Source organism: Aquimarina ulvae, assembly GCF_053613295.3.
The window spans coordinates 560,909-577,277 of sequence record NZ_JBSIBP030000002.1; the positions used below are offsets into that span (position 1 = coordinate 560,909).

At 31.4% G+C, this 16,369-nt stretch carries 17 protein-coding genes; 10 read left to right on the plus strand and 7 right to left on the minus strand.

Annotation, left to right across the window (positions count from 1 at the left end; all coding sequences use genetic code 11):
• Window position 1 precedes the first annotated feature (1 nt).
• Together ACWGOQ_RS06120 and ACWGOQ_RS06125 are read left to right on the plus strand one after the other, a co-directional pair.
• Window positions 2–1,546 (plus strand): hypothetical protein, encoded by a 1,545-nt coding sequence (locus ACWGOQ_RS06120; protein WP_452056014.1) that lies wholly within the window; start codon window positions 2–4, stop codon window positions 1,544–1,546.
• 6 nt (window positions 1,547–1,552) lie between these two features.
• A complete protein-coding gene (locus ACWGOQ_RS06125) occupies window positions 1,553–2,371 on the plus strand; it encodes a hypothetical protein (protein ID WP_452056013.1) in 819 nt (272 codons plus the stop codon).
• On the opposite strand, the gene ACWGOQ_RS06130 is transcribed toward ACWGOQ_RS06125, so the two are convergent.
• The 4 genes from ACWGOQ_RS06130 to ACWGOQ_RS06145 all read right to left on the minus strand — a co-directional run bounded on the left by ACWGOQ_RS06130 (window position 2,372) and on the right by ACWGOQ_RS06145 (window position 4,324).
• Window positions 2,372–3,181, minus strand: coding sequence for an endonuclease/exonuclease/phosphatase family protein (locus ACWGOQ_RS06130; protein WP_452056012.1), 810 nt, complete (start codon window positions 3,179–3,181; stop codon window positions 2,372–2,374).
• Window positions 3,182–3,399: 218 nt separating this feature from the next.
• On the minus strand, window positions 3,400–3,735 hold the full coding sequence (locus tag ACWGOQ_RS06135; RefSeq protein WP_452056011.1) for a DUF3024 domain-containing protein: 336 nt from the start codon (window positions 3,733–3,735) through the stop codon (window positions 3,400–3,402).
• Window positions 3,736–3,754: 19 nt separating this feature from the next.
• A complete protein-coding gene (locus ACWGOQ_RS06140) occupies window positions 3,755–3,952 on the minus strand; it encodes a hypothetical protein (protein ID WP_452056010.1) in 198 nt (65 codons plus the stop codon).
• 27 nt (window positions 3,953–3,979) lie between these two features.
• Window positions 3,980–4,324 carry a 3'-5' exonuclease gene (locus ACWGOQ_RS06145; protein WP_452056009.1) on the minus strand — a complete coding sequence of 115 codons (345 nt, stop codon included), beginning with the start codon at window positions 4,322–4,324 and terminating at the stop codon, window positions 3,980–3,982.
• A 248-nt stretch (window positions 4,325–4,572) separates the two neighbouring features.
• On the opposite strand from ACWGOQ_RS06145, the gene ACWGOQ_RS06150 reads away from it, so the two are divergent.
• From ACWGOQ_RS06150 to ACWGOQ_RS06180, 7 genes are all read left to right on the plus strand, one after another.
• Complete coding sequence (locus ACWGOQ_RS06150) at window positions 4,573–5,565, plus strand: hypothetical protein (protein WP_452056008.1); 993 nt, start codon at window positions 4,573–4,575, stop codon at window positions 5,563–5,565.
• A 243-nt stretch (window positions 5,566–5,808) separates the two neighbouring features.
• A complete protein-coding gene (locus ACWGOQ_RS06155) occupies window positions 5,809–6,153 on the plus strand; it encodes a helix-turn-helix domain-containing protein (RefSeq protein WP_452056007.1) in 345 nt (114 codons plus the stop codon).
• Entirely contained in the window at window positions 6,150–6,395 is a 246-nt protein-coding gene (locus ACWGOQ_RS06160) for a helix-turn-helix transcriptional regulator (RefSeq protein WP_452056006.1), read from the plus strand. The genes ACWGOQ_RS06155 and ACWGOQ_RS06160 overlap by 4 nt, the downstream gene beginning before the upstream one ends.
• A gap of 10 nt (window positions 6,396–6,405) precedes the next feature.
• Entirely contained in the window at window positions 6,406–6,531 is a 126-nt protein-coding gene (locus ACWGOQ_RS06165; RefSeq protein ID WP_452056005.1) for a hypothetical protein, read from the plus strand.
• Between the two features lie 214 nt (window positions 6,532–6,745).
• Window positions 6,746–8,860: a toprim domain-containing protein gene (locus ACWGOQ_RS06170; protein WP_452056004.1), complete on the plus strand. Its 2,115-nt coding sequence runs from the start codon at window positions 6,746–6,748 to the stop codon at window positions 8,858–8,860.
• 296 nt (window positions 8,861–9,156) lie between these two features.
• A complete protein-coding gene (locus ACWGOQ_RS06175) occupies window positions 9,157–9,513 on the plus strand; it encodes a hypothetical protein (protein ID WP_452056003.1) in 357 nt (118 codons plus the stop codon).
• A 200-nt stretch (window positions 9,514–9,713) separates the two neighbouring features.
• Complete coding sequence (locus tag ACWGOQ_RS06180; RefSeq protein ID WP_452056002.1) at window positions 9,714–9,959, plus strand: hypothetical protein; 246 nt, start codon at window positions 9,714–9,716, stop codon at window positions 9,957–9,959.
• Window positions 9,960–10,206: 247 nt separating this feature from the next.
• On the opposite strand, the gene ACWGOQ_RS06185 is transcribed toward ACWGOQ_RS06180, so the two are convergent.
• Window positions 10,207–10,839 carry an outer membrane beta-barrel protein gene (locus tag ACWGOQ_RS06185; protein WP_452056001.1) on the minus strand — a complete coding sequence of 211 codons (633 nt, stop codon included), beginning with the start codon at window positions 10,837–10,839 and terminating at the stop codon, window positions 10,207–10,209.
• Window positions 10,840–11,062: 223 nt separating this feature from the next.
• Window positions 11,063–12,223 carry a redoxin domain-containing protein gene (locus ACWGOQ_RS06190; RefSeq protein WP_452056000.1) on the minus strand — a complete coding sequence of 387 codons (1,161 nt, stop codon included), beginning with the start codon at window positions 12,221–12,223 and terminating at the stop codon, window positions 11,063–11,065.
• Window positions 12,224–12,912: 689 nt separating this feature from the next.
• Here ACWGOQ_RS06190 and ACWGOQ_RS06195 point away from each other — a divergent pair.
• Window positions 12,913–14,124, plus strand: a complete 1,212-nt coding sequence (locus ACWGOQ_RS06195) for a lanthionine synthetase C family protein (RefSeq protein WP_452055999.1) — start codon at window positions 12,913–12,915, stop codon at window positions 14,122–14,124.
• 20 nt (window positions 14,125–14,144) lie between these two features.
• On the opposite strand, the gene ACWGOQ_RS06200 is transcribed toward ACWGOQ_RS06195, so the two are convergent.
• The gene (locus ACWGOQ_RS06200; RefSeq protein ID WP_452055998.1) at window positions 14,145–16,331 is read right to left on the minus strand and encodes a prolyl oligopeptidase family serine peptidase; all 2,187 of its coding nucleotides are present in this window, start codon (window positions 16,329–16,331) and stop codon (window positions 14,145–14,147) included.
• Between the last annotated feature and the right edge of the window lie 38 nt (window positions 16,332–16,369).

Here is a 16,369-nt window from a genome sequence, read left to right on the forward strand (position 1 = left end):
AATGAAAAAGAATATACAAATAAAACAATTTTCATTACTAATCCTTCTGTTACTAAATTGCTATACACTCATTGGTCAATCTACAACTAATGAGGTGACTGAAGTAAATAAAGAACTAATTGAAAAACTATTTGATAGCATTGGTTATAGAAGTATCTATTTAGTCCTAAAAGATCGTGTCTATGAATCAGACACAACCGAAGCCGATAAGATTAAAGGACTAAAGCTTGATGATTTTTCTTCTGAACTTAGGTGGGATGGAGAAAAAAGAGTAAAATCATTTGTAGAAGAGTTTATTAAGATAAAACAAAATTATCTTGATTATGAATACACTTCTGAACAGGAATTCAAAAAAGAGATAAACTCTTTTACAGCTTCAAATTTCTTCAAAGACAGTATTATAACTTTGAAAAAAGAAAATGATAAGCGGTATCTAAAGCTAAAATCAGAAATTCAACAAGATATTGAACTTGCTACTAATAATTTCAAAGTACTAGAGATTAATCCAGATAGATTAGACACGCTACCAACACTAATTCCTGAAGAAAAAAAACAACCAGAATCAACACAAGGTTTTGGAACTATTATAAAAGATTATAGCGCCATACTATTGATAATTTTAATCATAAGTCTGGTTTTAAACATTCTTTTAGGAATCTTATTTTTTAGAATAAAAAAGAGGTCAACCGTTACGGATACCACTATTTCGGATATATCAGAAACTACAACAAATACTATATCCATTCGGGAAATTGAGAGGATCACAAAAGAACAATATACTAAATGGATTAACACACTTTCTTCTACATATACTAATGATTGTGTATCAAGTATACGCAACAAATTAGACATATTTAAATCAAAATTACTACTGGATGCTGCATCCAATCAGTTTTTTGCAAAAGATGAATTACAAATATTCATTGAACAAAGACTAAAAAATGACACTATAACATTTGAAACGCAATTAAAAAAATGCAATGATAGACAACAAGCAAAAGAAAAAGTTGAACAAGAAATACAATCTCAATCTTTTATACCTATCCTTGATAGTGAAGCTATTTCTACAGAAGAAATACATATAATCACTGATAGGTCTAAAAGAAATTTAATTAACGAATTACCTATAACAATAAATGATGATGAGCTATTAAACAGTATTAGTGAAATTAAACAACATATTGAACTAGAAATAGCAAAAAGAATTCGAGATAACCTACGAGTATATTTTCCATTTGCAGATGATCAAGGAACATTATCTGATGATAAAAAATCAAAAATAAAGGAGCGCGATAGTGCAATACAATTGATAATAGATCCTAATGATACTTCTAGAGGAACTTTCAGCCTACTATATGACTATCCTGATATGATGCAGGCAGGTATCCAGAGTTATGATGTTTTCCTATTACCTATTTGTAACCTTAGCAGCGAAAACTTTAATAGAACTGGTACTACAATCGAGCAAATTGGAGAAGATGGAGAAATGCAACTAGAAGGAAACCAATGGAAAGTTATAAAAAAGTTAACCATTAAAATAATCTAATGTCTTATGATATATCTAATCATTTTACTTACAATTACTCATATCATAGTACTGTATCAATTAAGAAAATATCTGAACGCTTATAAAAAGAATAATCATAATTATATCACTAGTGAACTTCAAAAAATCAACCAATCATTTTATCAAAGTGTTAATAACATCAATCAAAATGTCACTGCTTTTTCTCAAAACACGGAAAATACACTAAAAGGTATTGGAGATACTACTACAACATTTACTAAAAATTATAGAAAGAATTTTCATGACTTAACCAGTTTTATAAAATCAGATTATCAATCCCTAGCTGTATTGGTAAAAGAGACCAATACATTGTTACAAAACTTACTACAACGAACTGAAGAAAACATTTCTAAAAATCAAGAGTTAAAACCGCTATTGGTAAATAGTCACGAAGCATTAGAAAAAATATATAGTAAAAGTAAACTGTTGATTTCAGGCTATGAAAAAAGTCTAAAAAACATTCAAAATGAAATGGAAGATACTATGATAACTATTGAAAACACTTTAGATACGAAAGTGAAACACATCACTACTAAAGGAGAAAAGACAATAATACAATCCTTAGAAATCAGTAAAAACACCATCCATACAATGACAGATGAGACCAATGCAAAACTAAAAATACTACTTCAGGAGAATCAAATAAAAATATTAACGGATCAAGTTTTGGCAATTGAAGAGTCCTTAAAAACCAATCTATCAGACATCAATACTTCTATCCTTGAACTGGATGAAGTATTGATCACAAAGTTGAAAACATACAATGAAGAAAACAAAGATAAAAAAGGGTTTTTTGGATTTTAGTTAGAACGTAAACTTCAAATAAACAGGTAGATGATCAGACAATTTTCTTGCTTTAGTAAGTTCATCACAGGCCTTTACAAAATCTATAACACCTCCTTTAACTTTTGTAATATTTTTAGAATAAAAAATATTATCTATAATATAATTAAGATAGGAACCACTTACACAAGAGCGTTTTAAAGTAGTTTTCTTATTGGTGGTAGCTACACTGTAGCCGCTTTTTTTAAATGAAGAGAATACCGCATCATTTTCATTCGTATTAAAATCGCCTGCCAAAATTAGCGGTGTTTTAAGAGAATCTGCTACGAACTTTGTCAGCGCTTCTATTTCTGGTTTGGGGTTTTTACTATAAGGACGTGAGTGAAAGTTTAGAATTGTGAATTTTCTTCTGTTTATATAAAAATCAATCAAAAAAGGTTCTCTATCAATTTCAGCATCTACTTCTTTAAGTAATCTTCCTCTTGTTTTAATTTTAATATGTTTTGTTTTCCAGATATAGGCATATCTTTCTGTCATATAAGGAGGGCTATGTGTAGGGTTACTAATTACATAATCCCAGGTTGCTCCTTTTCTATTAAGGATATCACTTAGTTTTGCTACAGCTTGTGCTCCACCAAAACCCGCAACAATCTCTTGTATGGCCACAATATCTGCATCTTTTATGATAGTAGCAATTTGCTCTAATTCTTTAGTATCTTTTGTTTTTCCTAAATCACGAATATTCCAGGATATTAATGTAATTGAACTGCTTTGAGAAAACAAAAAACTCTGAATGAAAAGGACAATTATAAAAAGTAGTTTTTTATACATAATGAATGATTTAAAAGGCTAATTATCAAAAGTATAAAACAGAAAACAATAGTTAGTAAGGATTTCCGTAATTATCTGTTCGTATAAATGCAGGCACATAAAAACACTAAAGCTATCCTTATTAATTTATCATATTATAATCATTAATGTGAAAAACATGAACACAATCTGATTATCTAGAAATCAGTTGATTTTTGGAAAACACTTTAAAATAGTACCTATCCCCAAAAACAGCCATGAGTATCCTCCTCAATTATCGATAGAAAATCCTGAATTGTTGTGACTTCAGATTGTGGCTCATAAGATTGCCATTTTCCACTGGCACGTTTCCAATATATTTTCCATATTTTTTGGGACTTGGTATAAGTTGCTTTAGCAATAGGGTATTTATGGATAATTGAGGGATCATCCCATTGCGGACGGATTTCTAATATTTCTGCAGATCTGCCATCATAGCTATATCCTATATCTAATTGATCTCTAATTTCTTCTATTGGTCGTTTGCTTTCTACAAATGTTTTTATTTGTTGTTCGGTAAAGTCAATAACACTCATTTTACTATTTGTTTAAATTTTAAATCCATTCCAATCGTTTCATTTCCCAAAAGCATTTCTCCGTTGCCATGATATCTGCTGAAGCATCATGAGCACCTTCAAAGTCTTCTCCGAATAATTTGATATGTAATTCTGACAATGTTGGCCATTTATAACCATAATTACCTGAGATTTTGCAATAATTAGTAGAAGTAAGCATTGTACACAGTTTCTTCATTTTCAGAAAATCACTTTTTACTTTTTTTCATAATAACTCTGCACCCATAATCTTTTCATCAAAATTGATATTGTGAGCAACAATGTAATCAGCCTTTTTTACCAAATCATCAAATCTCATTAATACCGTTTTGAGATCTACACCTTCAGCAATTGCTTTTTCTGTAGAAATTCCGTGTACTCTAGAAGCGGCTATAGGAATTATATAATTTTCTGGTTTAATAATAAAATCGTCTGATTCTATACGATTACCTTGCTCATCACATAGGATCCAAGCAATCTGAACCATCCTGGGCCAATTGTTCAAGTTAGTAACCGGAGCTTTCCAGTTTTTAGGTAATCCTGTGGTTTCTGTGTCAAAAAATAGGTACATATAATAAGAGTATAATTAGAACAGCGCATTGACAGTTTATAAAAATAAATAAAGATATCGCTAATAGCAACTGATTAGCTATATCTAGCAAAGTATACTAGGTATCTTATGTCAATTTAATCCTCTAAGTACCTTTATTTTCCTTATAAATTTAACACAGTCATTAGGTAACATACTACCTTAATCCGACACTCATATATAGGGAAAAGAAATAAAACTACAACTGCACAAGTATTAAGAATACCATTATGAACACAAATCATCTTAATAATTTCAATATAGAACTATCGGATATCTGGAACTATGAAAAATATCTTTTTGAAGAAGAGCTAAAATACGAGAAGAAAGCAAAAAGCAATACTTACAACAGAAAACATTTCTTAGAACTTTATCGTAATGCAATTGATATATGTATTCATTATGGCAAAAGTTATTTAACAAAAGAAAACTCTGGCGAAACATATGTAGCGTTCCAAAAGATCTACAAAGAAAAGAAGTCATTTAAAGAAAGAATCCGTCTTGGTTGGTTTGATTTTAAAGGAGCTTTGTATTACTTGCCACAACTTATTACTATTCCCAGAGTAGATCAAGATTTTCATTATTTCTTCGCGCTGAAAGTAGATCAATATGTAGAAAATATATTTCTTTTAGATGATTTTTTTGAGTACCAATTGCGAGCTAATTTTAATAATGATCTTTTAGAATTTATGGTCTTTCTAGATAATTTAATAATTCAGCATGATTTCATAGATGATAAAATTTATGAAAAGATCACCAGATACATCCTAGATATTAAAAAATTACCCAAACAAAAAATCCATAAAAAATCTAACAAACAAAAACCTACTTCAAGTTCCTATACTCTAATAGGCTCTATGTCCACCCCAAATTTCTTTCAAAAGAACAATCAAAAGTTTTTAGATATATTTCATGGATTATTGGATAATAAATACGTTCATAATGAAACTTCCTATACTCAATTTAAATCTTTGTTTTCTGAAGAATCAATACCTTTAAAAAAGATTCATTGGACAGCTAATTCAGTAGACTTAAATGCTTTTATTAGTATCCTTTGCAGCCAAAACAAAATAGTAAAACCTAACACTGGAATATGGGTACTTACCTCTACATGTTTTATCGATAAAAACAAAGAAGATTTTAACCCTAGAAATTTAGGAAACAGTATTCCATCGGAAAACACAAAACGTATCTTCAGAAAAATAGTGGCACAATTCCCATAATCAAAGCAATACTTTGATTGTTTTTTCTACATTCTTCAATGCATGGCACTAGTTTTTTTGATGTAATCCTACAATCACAAACCAATACCAATAAGTGTTCGGAGTAACTGTGTACCATGCACACCATGCAATGCCTTTTCTTCATAGTTTTTGCCTCGATATCCTTTGTTATTTAGCATCAGAATTCTAATAAAACAAAGCATTGCGCAATGCTCATTATTAATTATTAAAAATCACAAAATAATGAGTGATCTATTAAAACCACTATATACGCTTACAGTAGAGGAGTATATACAATTAAACAGAAGAATCATTAGACAGCAGTTACAAGAAGTGTTATCTAATGAAAAAGAATCAACGCTGCATAGAGCAGATAGGGATATCATCTTTATTGATGAAGCCTGTGAACTTACAGGCTATAGCAAACCTACGATGTATTCTAAGATTAGTCGCTATGAAATCCCAGTATTATCACGTGGAAAACCACTTACCTTTTCTAAAAAAGTACTGATTGATTGGATTCATAGCGGAAAACCCTCCGTAATCGAAACTATAGAAGCTCATAACTACTTAAAAACTTCTAAATGATGAAAAATCCAAATGAATTAATAAGTCCTCATGCAGTTTTTTTAAGTATCAGTGAAGTAGGAAAGCTCTTTAGTCCACCGATATCAAGACAGAAAATTGCAAGACTGATAGCTTCTGGAGAATTACCTTTAATTCCTTTAAAAATAGGAAAACGGTTCTGTTATCACAAGGAGCATACTATTACATTGATCTTGCAACTTGCAGAAAAAGATGATCGCTATGACCTGGATGCTTCTTTATAATCCAGACCAAATGGCATATCATATTGAGCAATCGGCAGAGCAACTACAATTTCCTAATAATGGATACTGCATTCTCGGAACCTTTTATCGATATGATAGTGCTTTGGGGTATTACAAAACATTAATAAGAAAATAATGTCAGACCAAGCCTGTCTTTGAGTATAGACTATCGTTGAACCTCAGAAGTATTGTCATGCTGAGCTTGTCGAAGCAAATTATTGTAGAAAAAACTCTTTGACACTTGTCCGCCTATGGAGGAAGCTCAGCGTGACATACGTGATAGAATACACAATTGTATACAACGAATAAAATACATCAGACGCTCAGAATGACAATAAAAAATAAAAATTATGGAATCATATAAAATTTTAAATAAAAAAAACATCTTGAGTTTAACCGACTCTTATACGCTCTTAAACTTTTACCTAAAACCATATCATAATAAAGGTTTATTAAAACATGGTAGTCTTATTTCCAATCCTTTTCTTTCTCAAAAACAAAAAACACCTTCCTTTAATATTTTCAAAACGCATTCCGGTACTTGGTGCTACAAGGATTTTGCAATTCCAGATTGTGATGGAACTGTTTTTGATTTGATTATGAAATTGAAGGGCTGCAGTTTTCCCGAAGCCTTACAACAAATCAATCAGGATTTTAGTTTAGGTTTAGGAACATCAGTTGCCAAAAAACAACCAGAGATTCATTTTCACTCCGCTTGGAATGAAGAAAATGCAAGGTATTGGAAAGCCTATGGAATTCTTCCTATACATCTAGAGAATTTTGGGGTTCTCCCTGTTAATAAAGTCATTCGATTTAAAGAAAACGGAGAACCATTTCATATTGATTCCACTTTATACAATCCAATATTTGCGTATCAAGTTTCTAAAAATTGTTATAAGCTATACAGTCCCTTGTCTTCAACATTTAAATTTTCCTGGATTGGCAAAAAACATAAAGATTATGCCTTTGGCATATCTAAACTTCCAGAATCTGGTGATTTGATATTTATAACTGGAGGCGAAAAAGATGTACTCAGCTTATATGCAAAGGGATATCATGCTATTTGTTTTAATAGCGAAACCTCATTACCACCTCTTGATCTAATCAAAGAATTGAAAGCACGTTTTATCAAAGTAGTTGTATTATACGATATGGATTCTACCGGCATACAGCAATCCCAAAAACTGGCGGAAAAATTTCAGTTGTATAGAGCAATCTTACCGCAACTAGATCCGAAAGATGGCAAAGATATTTCTGACTTTTTTAAAAATGGAAATGTGCTTTCTGATGATACGATGACTGTATTTGACCCTCCAATCTTGAAGGCAAAAGTTACTGGAAAATACTTTACTAAGCTAAGCGACATCTCGCAAGAACTTACAAAGGCGGTAGCATCAGAAATACAGGAAATTCCATCATTATTAACCCATCTTGGAAAGGGAATCGTATTCGCACAAAGCATCCATTTGATACAGGGTAAATCAGGCACGCACAAAAGCAGGCTAGCACAAACCCTATGCAGTGCTTTACTTAAAAAGAAAGACTGTACCAACCCCTTACTCGGGTTTGTTTCTAATCCTGATATGCCTTCTCACGTATGCTATGTCGATACGGAGCGTAACCTTGCGTATCAATTACCAAAAGCATTACAGGAAATCCAATTGGATGCTGGTTATGGAATTATGGAAAAACCAAAGAATTTCCATTATACCTCTTTAGTAAATACACCAAGGGCAGATCGCTTTGCAGCACTATGCGAATACATGGATGATGTACAACAACAATTAAAAGATGAACATCTGGTAGTAGTCCTGGATGTGGTTTCTGATTGTGTGATGGATTTTAATAGTACACAAGATAGTTTGTTACTGAATGATAAGCTCAATGATGAAATCAACAATAGAAAAAAACAAATTTCCTTTATTGCAGTAATACACGAAAATCCAAGTCAAATGGATGCAAAACCCAGAGGGCATTTAGGAACAGAAATTACCAACAAGGCTACATTTACCTTTCGAACGGCTTTTGAAAACGAAAAGCAACCCGAAGCATCGGATTTGATTTTAATCCAATTTCCTAAAAATAGAAACGGTAGAAAACCAGATACTGCCGTAATGGAATTCTGTGAAACAACTAAACGTTTGAAACTGGCAAATGCAGTTATTTCCAGTATTTCCACAATAGGTAATCAAAGCAAAAAAGGAAATCTTACGGAAGTCAAAGAATTTCTGTCTTCCTATATGACTGGAAAAGTATCAGGAAAGGAATTAATTACCGATTTATGTCAAACATTTTCCTGTGGAGATCGAACCATTCGGGAACGACTTAAGGAATTATCTGGTAATTACTATGAAATTCTGGATGCCAACGATGTTCCTTGTCAATTGGCAAAAACTCAAAAAGGAAGAGAAATTTTTTACCATTTGCAAGCTATCGAAAATCCAACTTCAATGCTGCGAAATTGATGGAAAATTCTTCTTCAAGGCATATCACATTCCACCCTGGTAAAGTAATATATATTACTTTACCAGGGTGGAATGCTAAAAAATGCCAAAGAAACCTGCATAAATCCAAATTAATTTAGATGAATTTGGATTTTATTAGATTTTGTTATGGAAATATAAATTCCAATCATCTAAACTTATGCTAATCTATAACACTTTATGTTAGATTGGGTTGTATTACGTTATATACCGTTTGAGCTGTTCAAAACCCTCAAATTAATGACTTTTTCCAACTACATTTACCAAAAACAACACGTATGGAAAATAAAGCATTCGACCCTTTTACGAACCAAGAATTTACGAAAAATCGTAGCAATCAAAAATACAAGAGCAGAGAAAATCAGATCAAGTTTAACAATGAAAAAGCTAGAAAAAAAAGAATGGCAATGGCAGCAATCAACAAAGCCTTAGAAAACAACAGAAAGGTGTTGCACTCCATCTTAGGTGACAACGAACGTGTAAAACGAAGTAAAGATTTTATGCTAGGAGCCGGATATGCGTTTGGAGTATTTACGCATCATATGATGATGGACGAATCCCTTTGGCATTGTGTATATGAATATGGAATTACCAAACTGGAACATGAAAATTATATCATCCGTAAAACATCATAAATACTAAAAGCGTATGCAATTACCAGAAAACATATTGGACTGTGCTGCATTAGAAGTAGCAAGAGATATTCCACAAGAACTTACTTTTTATAAAAATCGATGTGAAACCCTTGCCCATCAAAATCACTGGTACAAAAAAATACTGATAGGGACAGTTACTACTGTATGCCTTTACATAACCTATAAAACGATAATCCATTATGCAAACAAGAAGAATCAAGAAAGATCTCTCCAAAAAGAAAATCAAGGAGAACATTCATACCATTAGAAAAATTACAAAAGAAAGTGAACCCTTTTTCAAAAAACCAATTTTAAAAACAGTAACGAATACCATAGTAATTGGCGGAACTGTTTTCGGAATGCTATATCTCTCTAAATACTTCTTTAGCGCTACCGCAAAAATGATACGGTCTTTTAAAGAAGTAAGAGATGCTTGTAAAGAGTAACTATTGATCATACAAATGACATATTAATACCACTATGAATCCAAATCTATTATATAAAATACCAAAGGAATCTTCTGTAAACGCTATATATACTATTGCTAAAGGAGTCGCGGTTCTTTATTTCTTGTCCAGAACTGTCAAAACTTGTTTTGAAATAGCGGAACACATAGAGAAAAGGAACAACTTACATAAGCAATAGTATTGCATATCTGACTACAAACCTTTTCATAGGGATATTATTGTTTTTTTATTTATTCAGTGGAAATGAAACCCCTACAGCTAAAGCTCCATGATATTGTTCTAATGAGGGATAAAAATAGTAAGCGAATCCTACATCAACATTGTTATGTCGTCCTACTGCTAATCCAAAAGAAAATGGAATATGGACTGACACACCACTCTTTTTTTGATTGACAAAAGGAGTTACCGTTTCAAAAGATCCTATAGAGGCTCCTAAACCAATTTCTATATAAGGGGCAACCCATGGAATAGGAATAGATAATTTGGTTTTTCCTCCAACAAAAAAAGCTCTTGTAGATGCCCTTGCTCCTGAAAGTTCATTCGTAAGATTATCCTCATCAGTAGATGTATTGATGTAACCAGCATACGGTCTAAGACTGAACCATGTTTTAGGAGCCCAAACATATTCTCCCTGTATAAAAATTCCACTACCAAATACATCGACATTTTCAGTGGGAGCAGTTATTCCCAAACCAATGGAAGCATTGATATAAGTCCCTTTTTTGGATTGCGCTAATGTAGTATTTAAAAATGTAAGTGTAAAAATAACAAATATGATAATATACCTTAATAAAGTTTGTATTGGTGTATTTTTTTTGATTCGTACTTTATAAAAATTACTGGTATAGGTAAGTGTCATAAATAGGAAAAATGTTACCTCTTAATTTTCTTTTTTTTCTGAAATAGAAATTCTGTGAATTAATTTATCATAAATATGATGGATTTACAAATACGCTAAGCAAATTCACTCTAGGAAATAATTGATCATATTAAATCTGTCTAATTAATTTTCTGTTAATTCCGAGAATTATTGTTTTATAGTATGGTAATTCTTCTAAAATTGGCTATATCTTAATCTATAACTATAGATTTTCTTCTATTAATTTTGTAATTTCTTCTTTATTAAAACCTGGTTTGGCATAGATAACGATCCCATTTTTATTAATGATTATCACAGTTGGAGCAGCAGTAATTTTATAGGTAGAAGCAATCACTTTAGCATTATATAAAATAGGATATGTTATTTTTTGTTTCTCCACATAGTTGATCAGGTCTTCTCTTTTTTCATTGGTGAATTCAGCAGCATATAATTTCAAACCTTTGTTCTTATATTTCGCGTAGATTTCATTTAGTACTGGTTGACTTTCTACACAAGGTGGACAATTAGGGAACCAAAAATCCAACAGTACAATTTCTCCTTTTAACTGGGCAGGATTCACTTTATTTTGGGTTTTTAGTTCGGGTAACTCCCAGGAAGCCATCTTTTTCCCTACATAAGAATTTAATTGTTTTAAACGTCTTTCTCCAAAGGTTTTTGAATCCATTCTTATATACTCTTTTGGAAGTTCTTTTCCATCCCAAAAAGCTTCACTTTTTTGATCCACCTTCCTAAAATTATCAAATGTCAGATATGTGGTTTCTTCCTTAAACTTTGGCAAGATAATTTGCTTGGGTACATATGTTTTTTTATCGATGATTAACTTGTAAAAAGCCTGTTTACCCTCCACTTTATTAATTTGACAATCATCTCCAATTTCTTTTTCTTTAAAATTTAATTGTATCGTATAATAATCAATACTATTGATAACTGTATCCTCTTCTTTATAAATAGAAATATCAGGGTCATCAATTATTTTACTTAGTAATTTCTTGTAAGGATATAAAGATAATTGTAATGGGACACATGTTTCTTCTGCACCTCTTAACATAATTGTTTCTATCTTAGGTTGAGCAATAAAAGTGCTATCACCATTAAAAATATATTCACCTTCTTTAGAAAATGCATAGAATTTAATATCCTGCACATCATCACCTTTAGTAAAATCAAAATGCCAACTAGATCTATCCTTAAACTTTTCCTTTTGATTCGCAAAAGCTTGAATCGTTATATCATATTCGATACTATCTAGCTCGTTTAAAGCTGTATCTACCTTTGCTATTATAGCCTTTTCATCTTCCTGATTACAGGAAAACAAAAAAGAACTTAAGAATAGTACTACTAAAATATTTTTGAATTGTTTCATAGATGTTGTGAGTATACTATCAAGGATTGTAAAAACCCTGAATCATTTCTTTTTATTAATGGTGAAGCCATATGCGAAAAGTGTCACCCCAAAAGTGATAAAAATTAAAAGCTTAATTAAAAAACTGTAAGTCAAAAATATATCACTAAAACTCTTATGCCCGAAAAGTTCGAATATGGATGATAGCACTGCAACACTTGCTCCCCAAATGCTTCCTATCCTTACTCTTTTTTTCCAATATTCGCTCATCTTTTTTTAGTTTTAGTACTACAATTAATATCCTTCCTATAGATAAGTGTTGCTATTATTCAAAATGTTACCTTATTTATGGGTGTTTTTTTATAATACTTGGTAATATTAATAATTCAAATTATTTTTTTGTCTCTATCAGCATGGAAGCAGATGCTTTATCTAAAATTTATAAAGCCCTAATTTTTCAGATTACCTTAATTAACACCTTTGTGTAAACAAACTTAATCTCTAAAAAAAAACAAACGTATCTTTTTCCTTTTAAGCTTGAGTAATTAGCCAAAAAATTAGATGAACATATCACATCGATTAATCATCTTTATCACCATAATTACTATGTGTAAAAAATATTTTTTACAATCTCATTCTTAATTCAAAAATTAAGAGCTAAATATAACACCTGTTTATTATATTGCTTAAAATCTTGATAAAAAAGGTACATGGATCAAAAAAAGCGCTTAGAAAATAAGCTGGAAGAAATAGCCGATTTCTTATTATATCACAAAGATGATAATAAAGAAATTGGAGCTTTAAGCGGGATCTCTGGTAATGCAATGTTTCATTTTTATTATGCAAACTATAAAGATGATGATAGACATAGAGAAAAAGGAGCTGAGATAATCTCTGAGGCATTTAATCGTATTGAGAAAGGATATACATATCCCACATTTTGTAATGGTATTGCAGGCGCTTGTTGGGTATTAGAATTATTAAAAGAAGAAAAATTCATAGAGCTTGAAGAAGATATTATTACAGAAGATGTAGATAAATATCTGTTCGGCAAGATGAAAGCTTTTATTATGGATAATAATTTTGATTTTATGCACGGAGCTATTGGAATAGGTTTATACTACTTTAAAAGGTTTCAAAATGTTACATCTAGTGATTTAAAAAACAGATATGAAATGTATCTTATGGTTTTAATTAATGCCATTTCTGAAACAGTAATAGTTGAAGATGATACAGTAAGATGGAAATCTAAAATTGTATCAGGTGAATATATCGCAGAAGGTTACAACCTTGGATTAGCTCATGGGATACCAAGTATTATCAATTTCCTCTCAAGATTGGTAATAAATCCTAGTTTTTCTGATAAAATCAAAAACCTATTAAAGCCTGCTTGCAACTATATCTTGAATTGCAAGCATAAGAATACAGAATTAACCTCATCATTTCCTAATTGGGTTATTGAAGGAAGATTTGATTCATCTAACTCCCGGTTGGCTTGGTGTTATGGTGATTTAGGTATCGGTCTTTCTATACTAAAATCTGGGCAATCTCTTAAAGACATTTTTTTGATCAATGAGGCGATTGAAGTGTTAATTAAAACTACTCTAAGAAAAGACATTGAAGAAACCCGTATATTGGATGCAGGACTTTGCCATGGTGCTTATGGTGTTTTAAATCTCTATAACCAAATTTACAATCAAACCAAAAACCTCATATTTAAAAATAGCATTGAATATTGGGCTAATGTCTCATTGGATTTAGCCACACATAAAGACGGTTATGCCGGATACAAGGAACTTGATGACTACTCGTGGAAATCTAATCAAAAGTTTTTGGGAGGTATTTCTGGTATTGGGCTAGCAATCATTAATTATATAGAAAATCATTACTCTAAATGGAATGAAGCATTATTGATTAGTTGAATAACCTAAATTTATAACTTCTAAAAATTTGGTTGATACTTTTCAAATCCCATTTGCCATAAAGCGAAGGAAAAGGCATTTGAGTATAACTCATAAATTTCCATTTTAGTTGCTCCAGTTGCTGCGTGTCCTTCGTTAAATTTTACTCCAAATAGAGTTGGAACGTCATTTTTGTTATAAGCCTGTAGTTTTGCAACAAATTTAGCAGGATCCCATATAGCCACTCTTCCATCTTTCATGCCTCCAGTTACAAAAGTTGCTGGATATCCCACTCCTTTTTCGAGATGATGATAAGAGTCCATTTCTAATAATGCCTCAAACTCTTCTTTAATAGCTACGGTTCCAAATTCCTTAATACTATTCTTTCCGTTTGGTTGTACTTCGCTGCGTAACATATTTAGAGCAGGGGATGTTAAAATCACAGCTTGGTACAAATCCGGTCTTTCTGTCATCGCTCTGCCTGCACATATTCCTCCTGCACTGGTTCCCCAAATTGCAGTTTTCTTTGGATTGGTATACCCTTTGTTGATCATATATTCTGTTGTAGCAATCATATCCCTCCAGGTATTGGGCTTGGTAGTCTTAAAACCAGCTTGATGCCAAGCCTCACCTTTTTCCCCTCCGCCACGCACGTGAGAAAAAACAAGAATTCCTCCTTCGGTAACCCAGGTTAGTAAGCTAGGACTGAAAGAAGTACTTCCAGCTCCTCCATAAGCACCATAACCCATTAATAATGTTGGAACTTCACCATTAATAATATTATTCTTATTTCGTATTATTGAAATAGGAACTAATTCCCCATCATGGGAAGGTATTTCCATATGTTCCACTACTAATTCATTAAACTCTGGATATTCCTTTATTGGTTTAATAGGTTCTACAGCAAATTCGTGAGTTGCTAAATCATATAAATAATGTGTAATTGGAGTGAGATAACCTCTAGCACTAATTTTTAAAAAATCCTGTTCAATACTTTGCGATTGAATGTTCATTTGTCCCATCGATTTTGGAAGTTTTATTTCCTTTTGTTTATCTTTTTCGAGATGGTATAATTTTGCTTCAACACCATTTTTTTTAGTTGTATAATATATACCATCCTTAGTAATATGAAACTTCGTTATAACATAACCGCTATTTTCAGGAACTAGAATTTCTGGGTTGTCAAAATCAAGTTTAGACATTGGAGTTTTCAGTATTTGATGGTAAGATGAATTCTTGGCAGATAAATAGATTAGGTTATCTTTATTGTCTACACGAAAACTTTTTATTTTATCACTTTTCTTGTAAAGAGGAAGCCAAGGGCTATTTTTTAAAAGTATATCAGATTCTTTTTTATAATAAACATCGTAAAAAGAATCTGCTCCACCTACTACTGCGAATAAATAGCCATCATGAGTCCCCCAATTATAAACAATTGGGAAGTCTTCCGATTGTAAGTTAAGTTCTGGATTGTTTTTTTTGGAAAATATATCTACTTGTTTATTTGGATCACTCCCTAACTTATATAAAACAGATTGCATTTCCATAGAGAATTTATCACTTTTAACATCATTATTACTACTATATAAGTAAATAAAACCGGAATTATCGGACAACCAATAAATACCTGCAAAATCAATCACACAATTTGTAAGAGTTCTTGGAGATACTTCTTTTGTTTCAACATTCAGTGTTATTATACTTGAAGTTTGCTCTCCTCTCTTAGACAAACCTATTGCAATATTATTACCTCTGGAATCTGGTTTAAGAAAACTAATTCTATAAGAACCATCTTTAAAAGCCTTTGGATCATATAGCGAAATCTCTTCAGCTTCCAAACTACTTTTGTAGTATAGTTTATAATTTTCTTCACCTATTTTTTTTCTTTTAAAAAAAAACTTACCGTTCTCTGAATAAACTACAGACCTATAAGAGAATTCATCTTCCCATTCATAGGATGATTGTTTATCTATTAATGACTGTCTTGCCGGTATTTTTTTTAAAATGTTATATGCAAAATCCCCTTGCTTTCGTAGCCAATCAACCACAGTAGAATCCTCCAGATCCTCAATGTTTCTATATGAATCTTCAATTTTCTGACCGTGATAAGAATCAACAACTGAAACTGAATTTATTAAATCTACTTCATATTCATATTTTTTTGCTTTACATGAAATAAACATAATGATAACCATTCCCGTCTTAATTATAGAAACTGAATTTTTCAAAATAAAAATGATGTTAAATTAATAAATGAATATTAAAT

Excerpts from the sequence above, each read along its gene's own strand:
- ACWGOQ_RS06125 (WP_452056013.1), top strand. The coding sequence starts at position 1,553 with ATGATATATCTAATCATTTTACTTACAATTACTCATATCATAGTACTG.
- ACWGOQ_RS06190 (WP_452056000.1), bottom strand. The coding sequence starts at position 12,223 with ATGAAACAATTCAAAAATATTTTAGTAGTACTATTCTTAAGTTCTTTT.
- ACWGOQ_RS06130 (WP_452056012.1), bottom strand. The coding sequence starts at position 3,181 with ATGTATAAAAAACTACTTTTTATAATTGTCCTTTTCATTCAGAGTTTT.
- ACWGOQ_RS06135 (WP_452056011.1), bottom strand. The coding sequence starts at position 3,735 with ATGAGTGTTATTGACTTTACCGAACAACAAATAAAAACATTTGTAGAA.
- ACWGOQ_RS06185 (WP_452056001.1), bottom strand. The coding sequence starts at position 10,839 with ATGACACTTACCTATACCAGTAATTTTTATAAAGTACGAATCAAAAAA.
- ACWGOQ_RS06120 (WP_452056014.1), top strand. The coding sequence starts at position 2 with ATGAAAAAGAATATACAAATAAAACAATTTTCATTACTAATCCTTCTG.
- ACWGOQ_RS06155 (WP_452056007.1), top strand. The coding sequence starts at position 5,809 with ATGAGTGATCTATTAAAACCACTATATACGCTTACAGTAGAGGAGTAT.
- ACWGOQ_RS06170 (WP_452056004.1), top strand. The coding sequence starts at position 6,746 with ATGGAATCATATAAAATTTTAAATAAAAAAAACATCTTGAGTTTAACC.
- ACWGOQ_RS06195 (WP_452055999.1), top strand. The coding sequence starts at position 12,913 with ATGGATCAAAAAAAGCGCTTAGAAAATAAGCTGGAAGAAATAGCCGAT.
- ACWGOQ_RS06140 (WP_452056010.1), bottom strand. The coding sequence starts at position 3,952 with ATGAAGAAACTGTGTACAATGCTTACTTCTACTAATTATTGCAAAATC.
- ACWGOQ_RS06165 (WP_452056005.1), top strand. The coding sequence starts at position 6,406 with ATGGCATATCATATTGAGCAATCGGCAGAGCAACTACAATTTCCTAAT.
- ACWGOQ_RS06145 (WP_452056009.1), bottom strand. The coding sequence starts at position 4,324 with ATGTACCTATTTTTTGACACAGAAACCACAGGATTACCTAAAAACTGG.
- ACWGOQ_RS06160 (WP_452056006.1), top strand. The coding sequence starts at position 6,150 with ATGATGAAAAATCCAAATGAATTAATAAGTCCTCATGCAGTTTTTTTA.
- ACWGOQ_RS06175 (WP_452056003.1), top strand. The coding sequence starts at position 9,157 with ATGGAAAATAAAGCATTCGACCCTTTTACGAACCAAGAATTTACGAAA.
- ACWGOQ_RS06150 (WP_452056008.1), top strand. The coding sequence starts at position 4,573 with ATGAACACAAATCATCTTAATAATTTCAATATAGAACTATCGGATATC.
- ACWGOQ_RS06180 (WP_452056002.1), top strand. The coding sequence starts at position 9,714 with ATGCAAACAAGAAGAATCAAGAAAGATCTCTCCAAAAAGAAAATCAAG.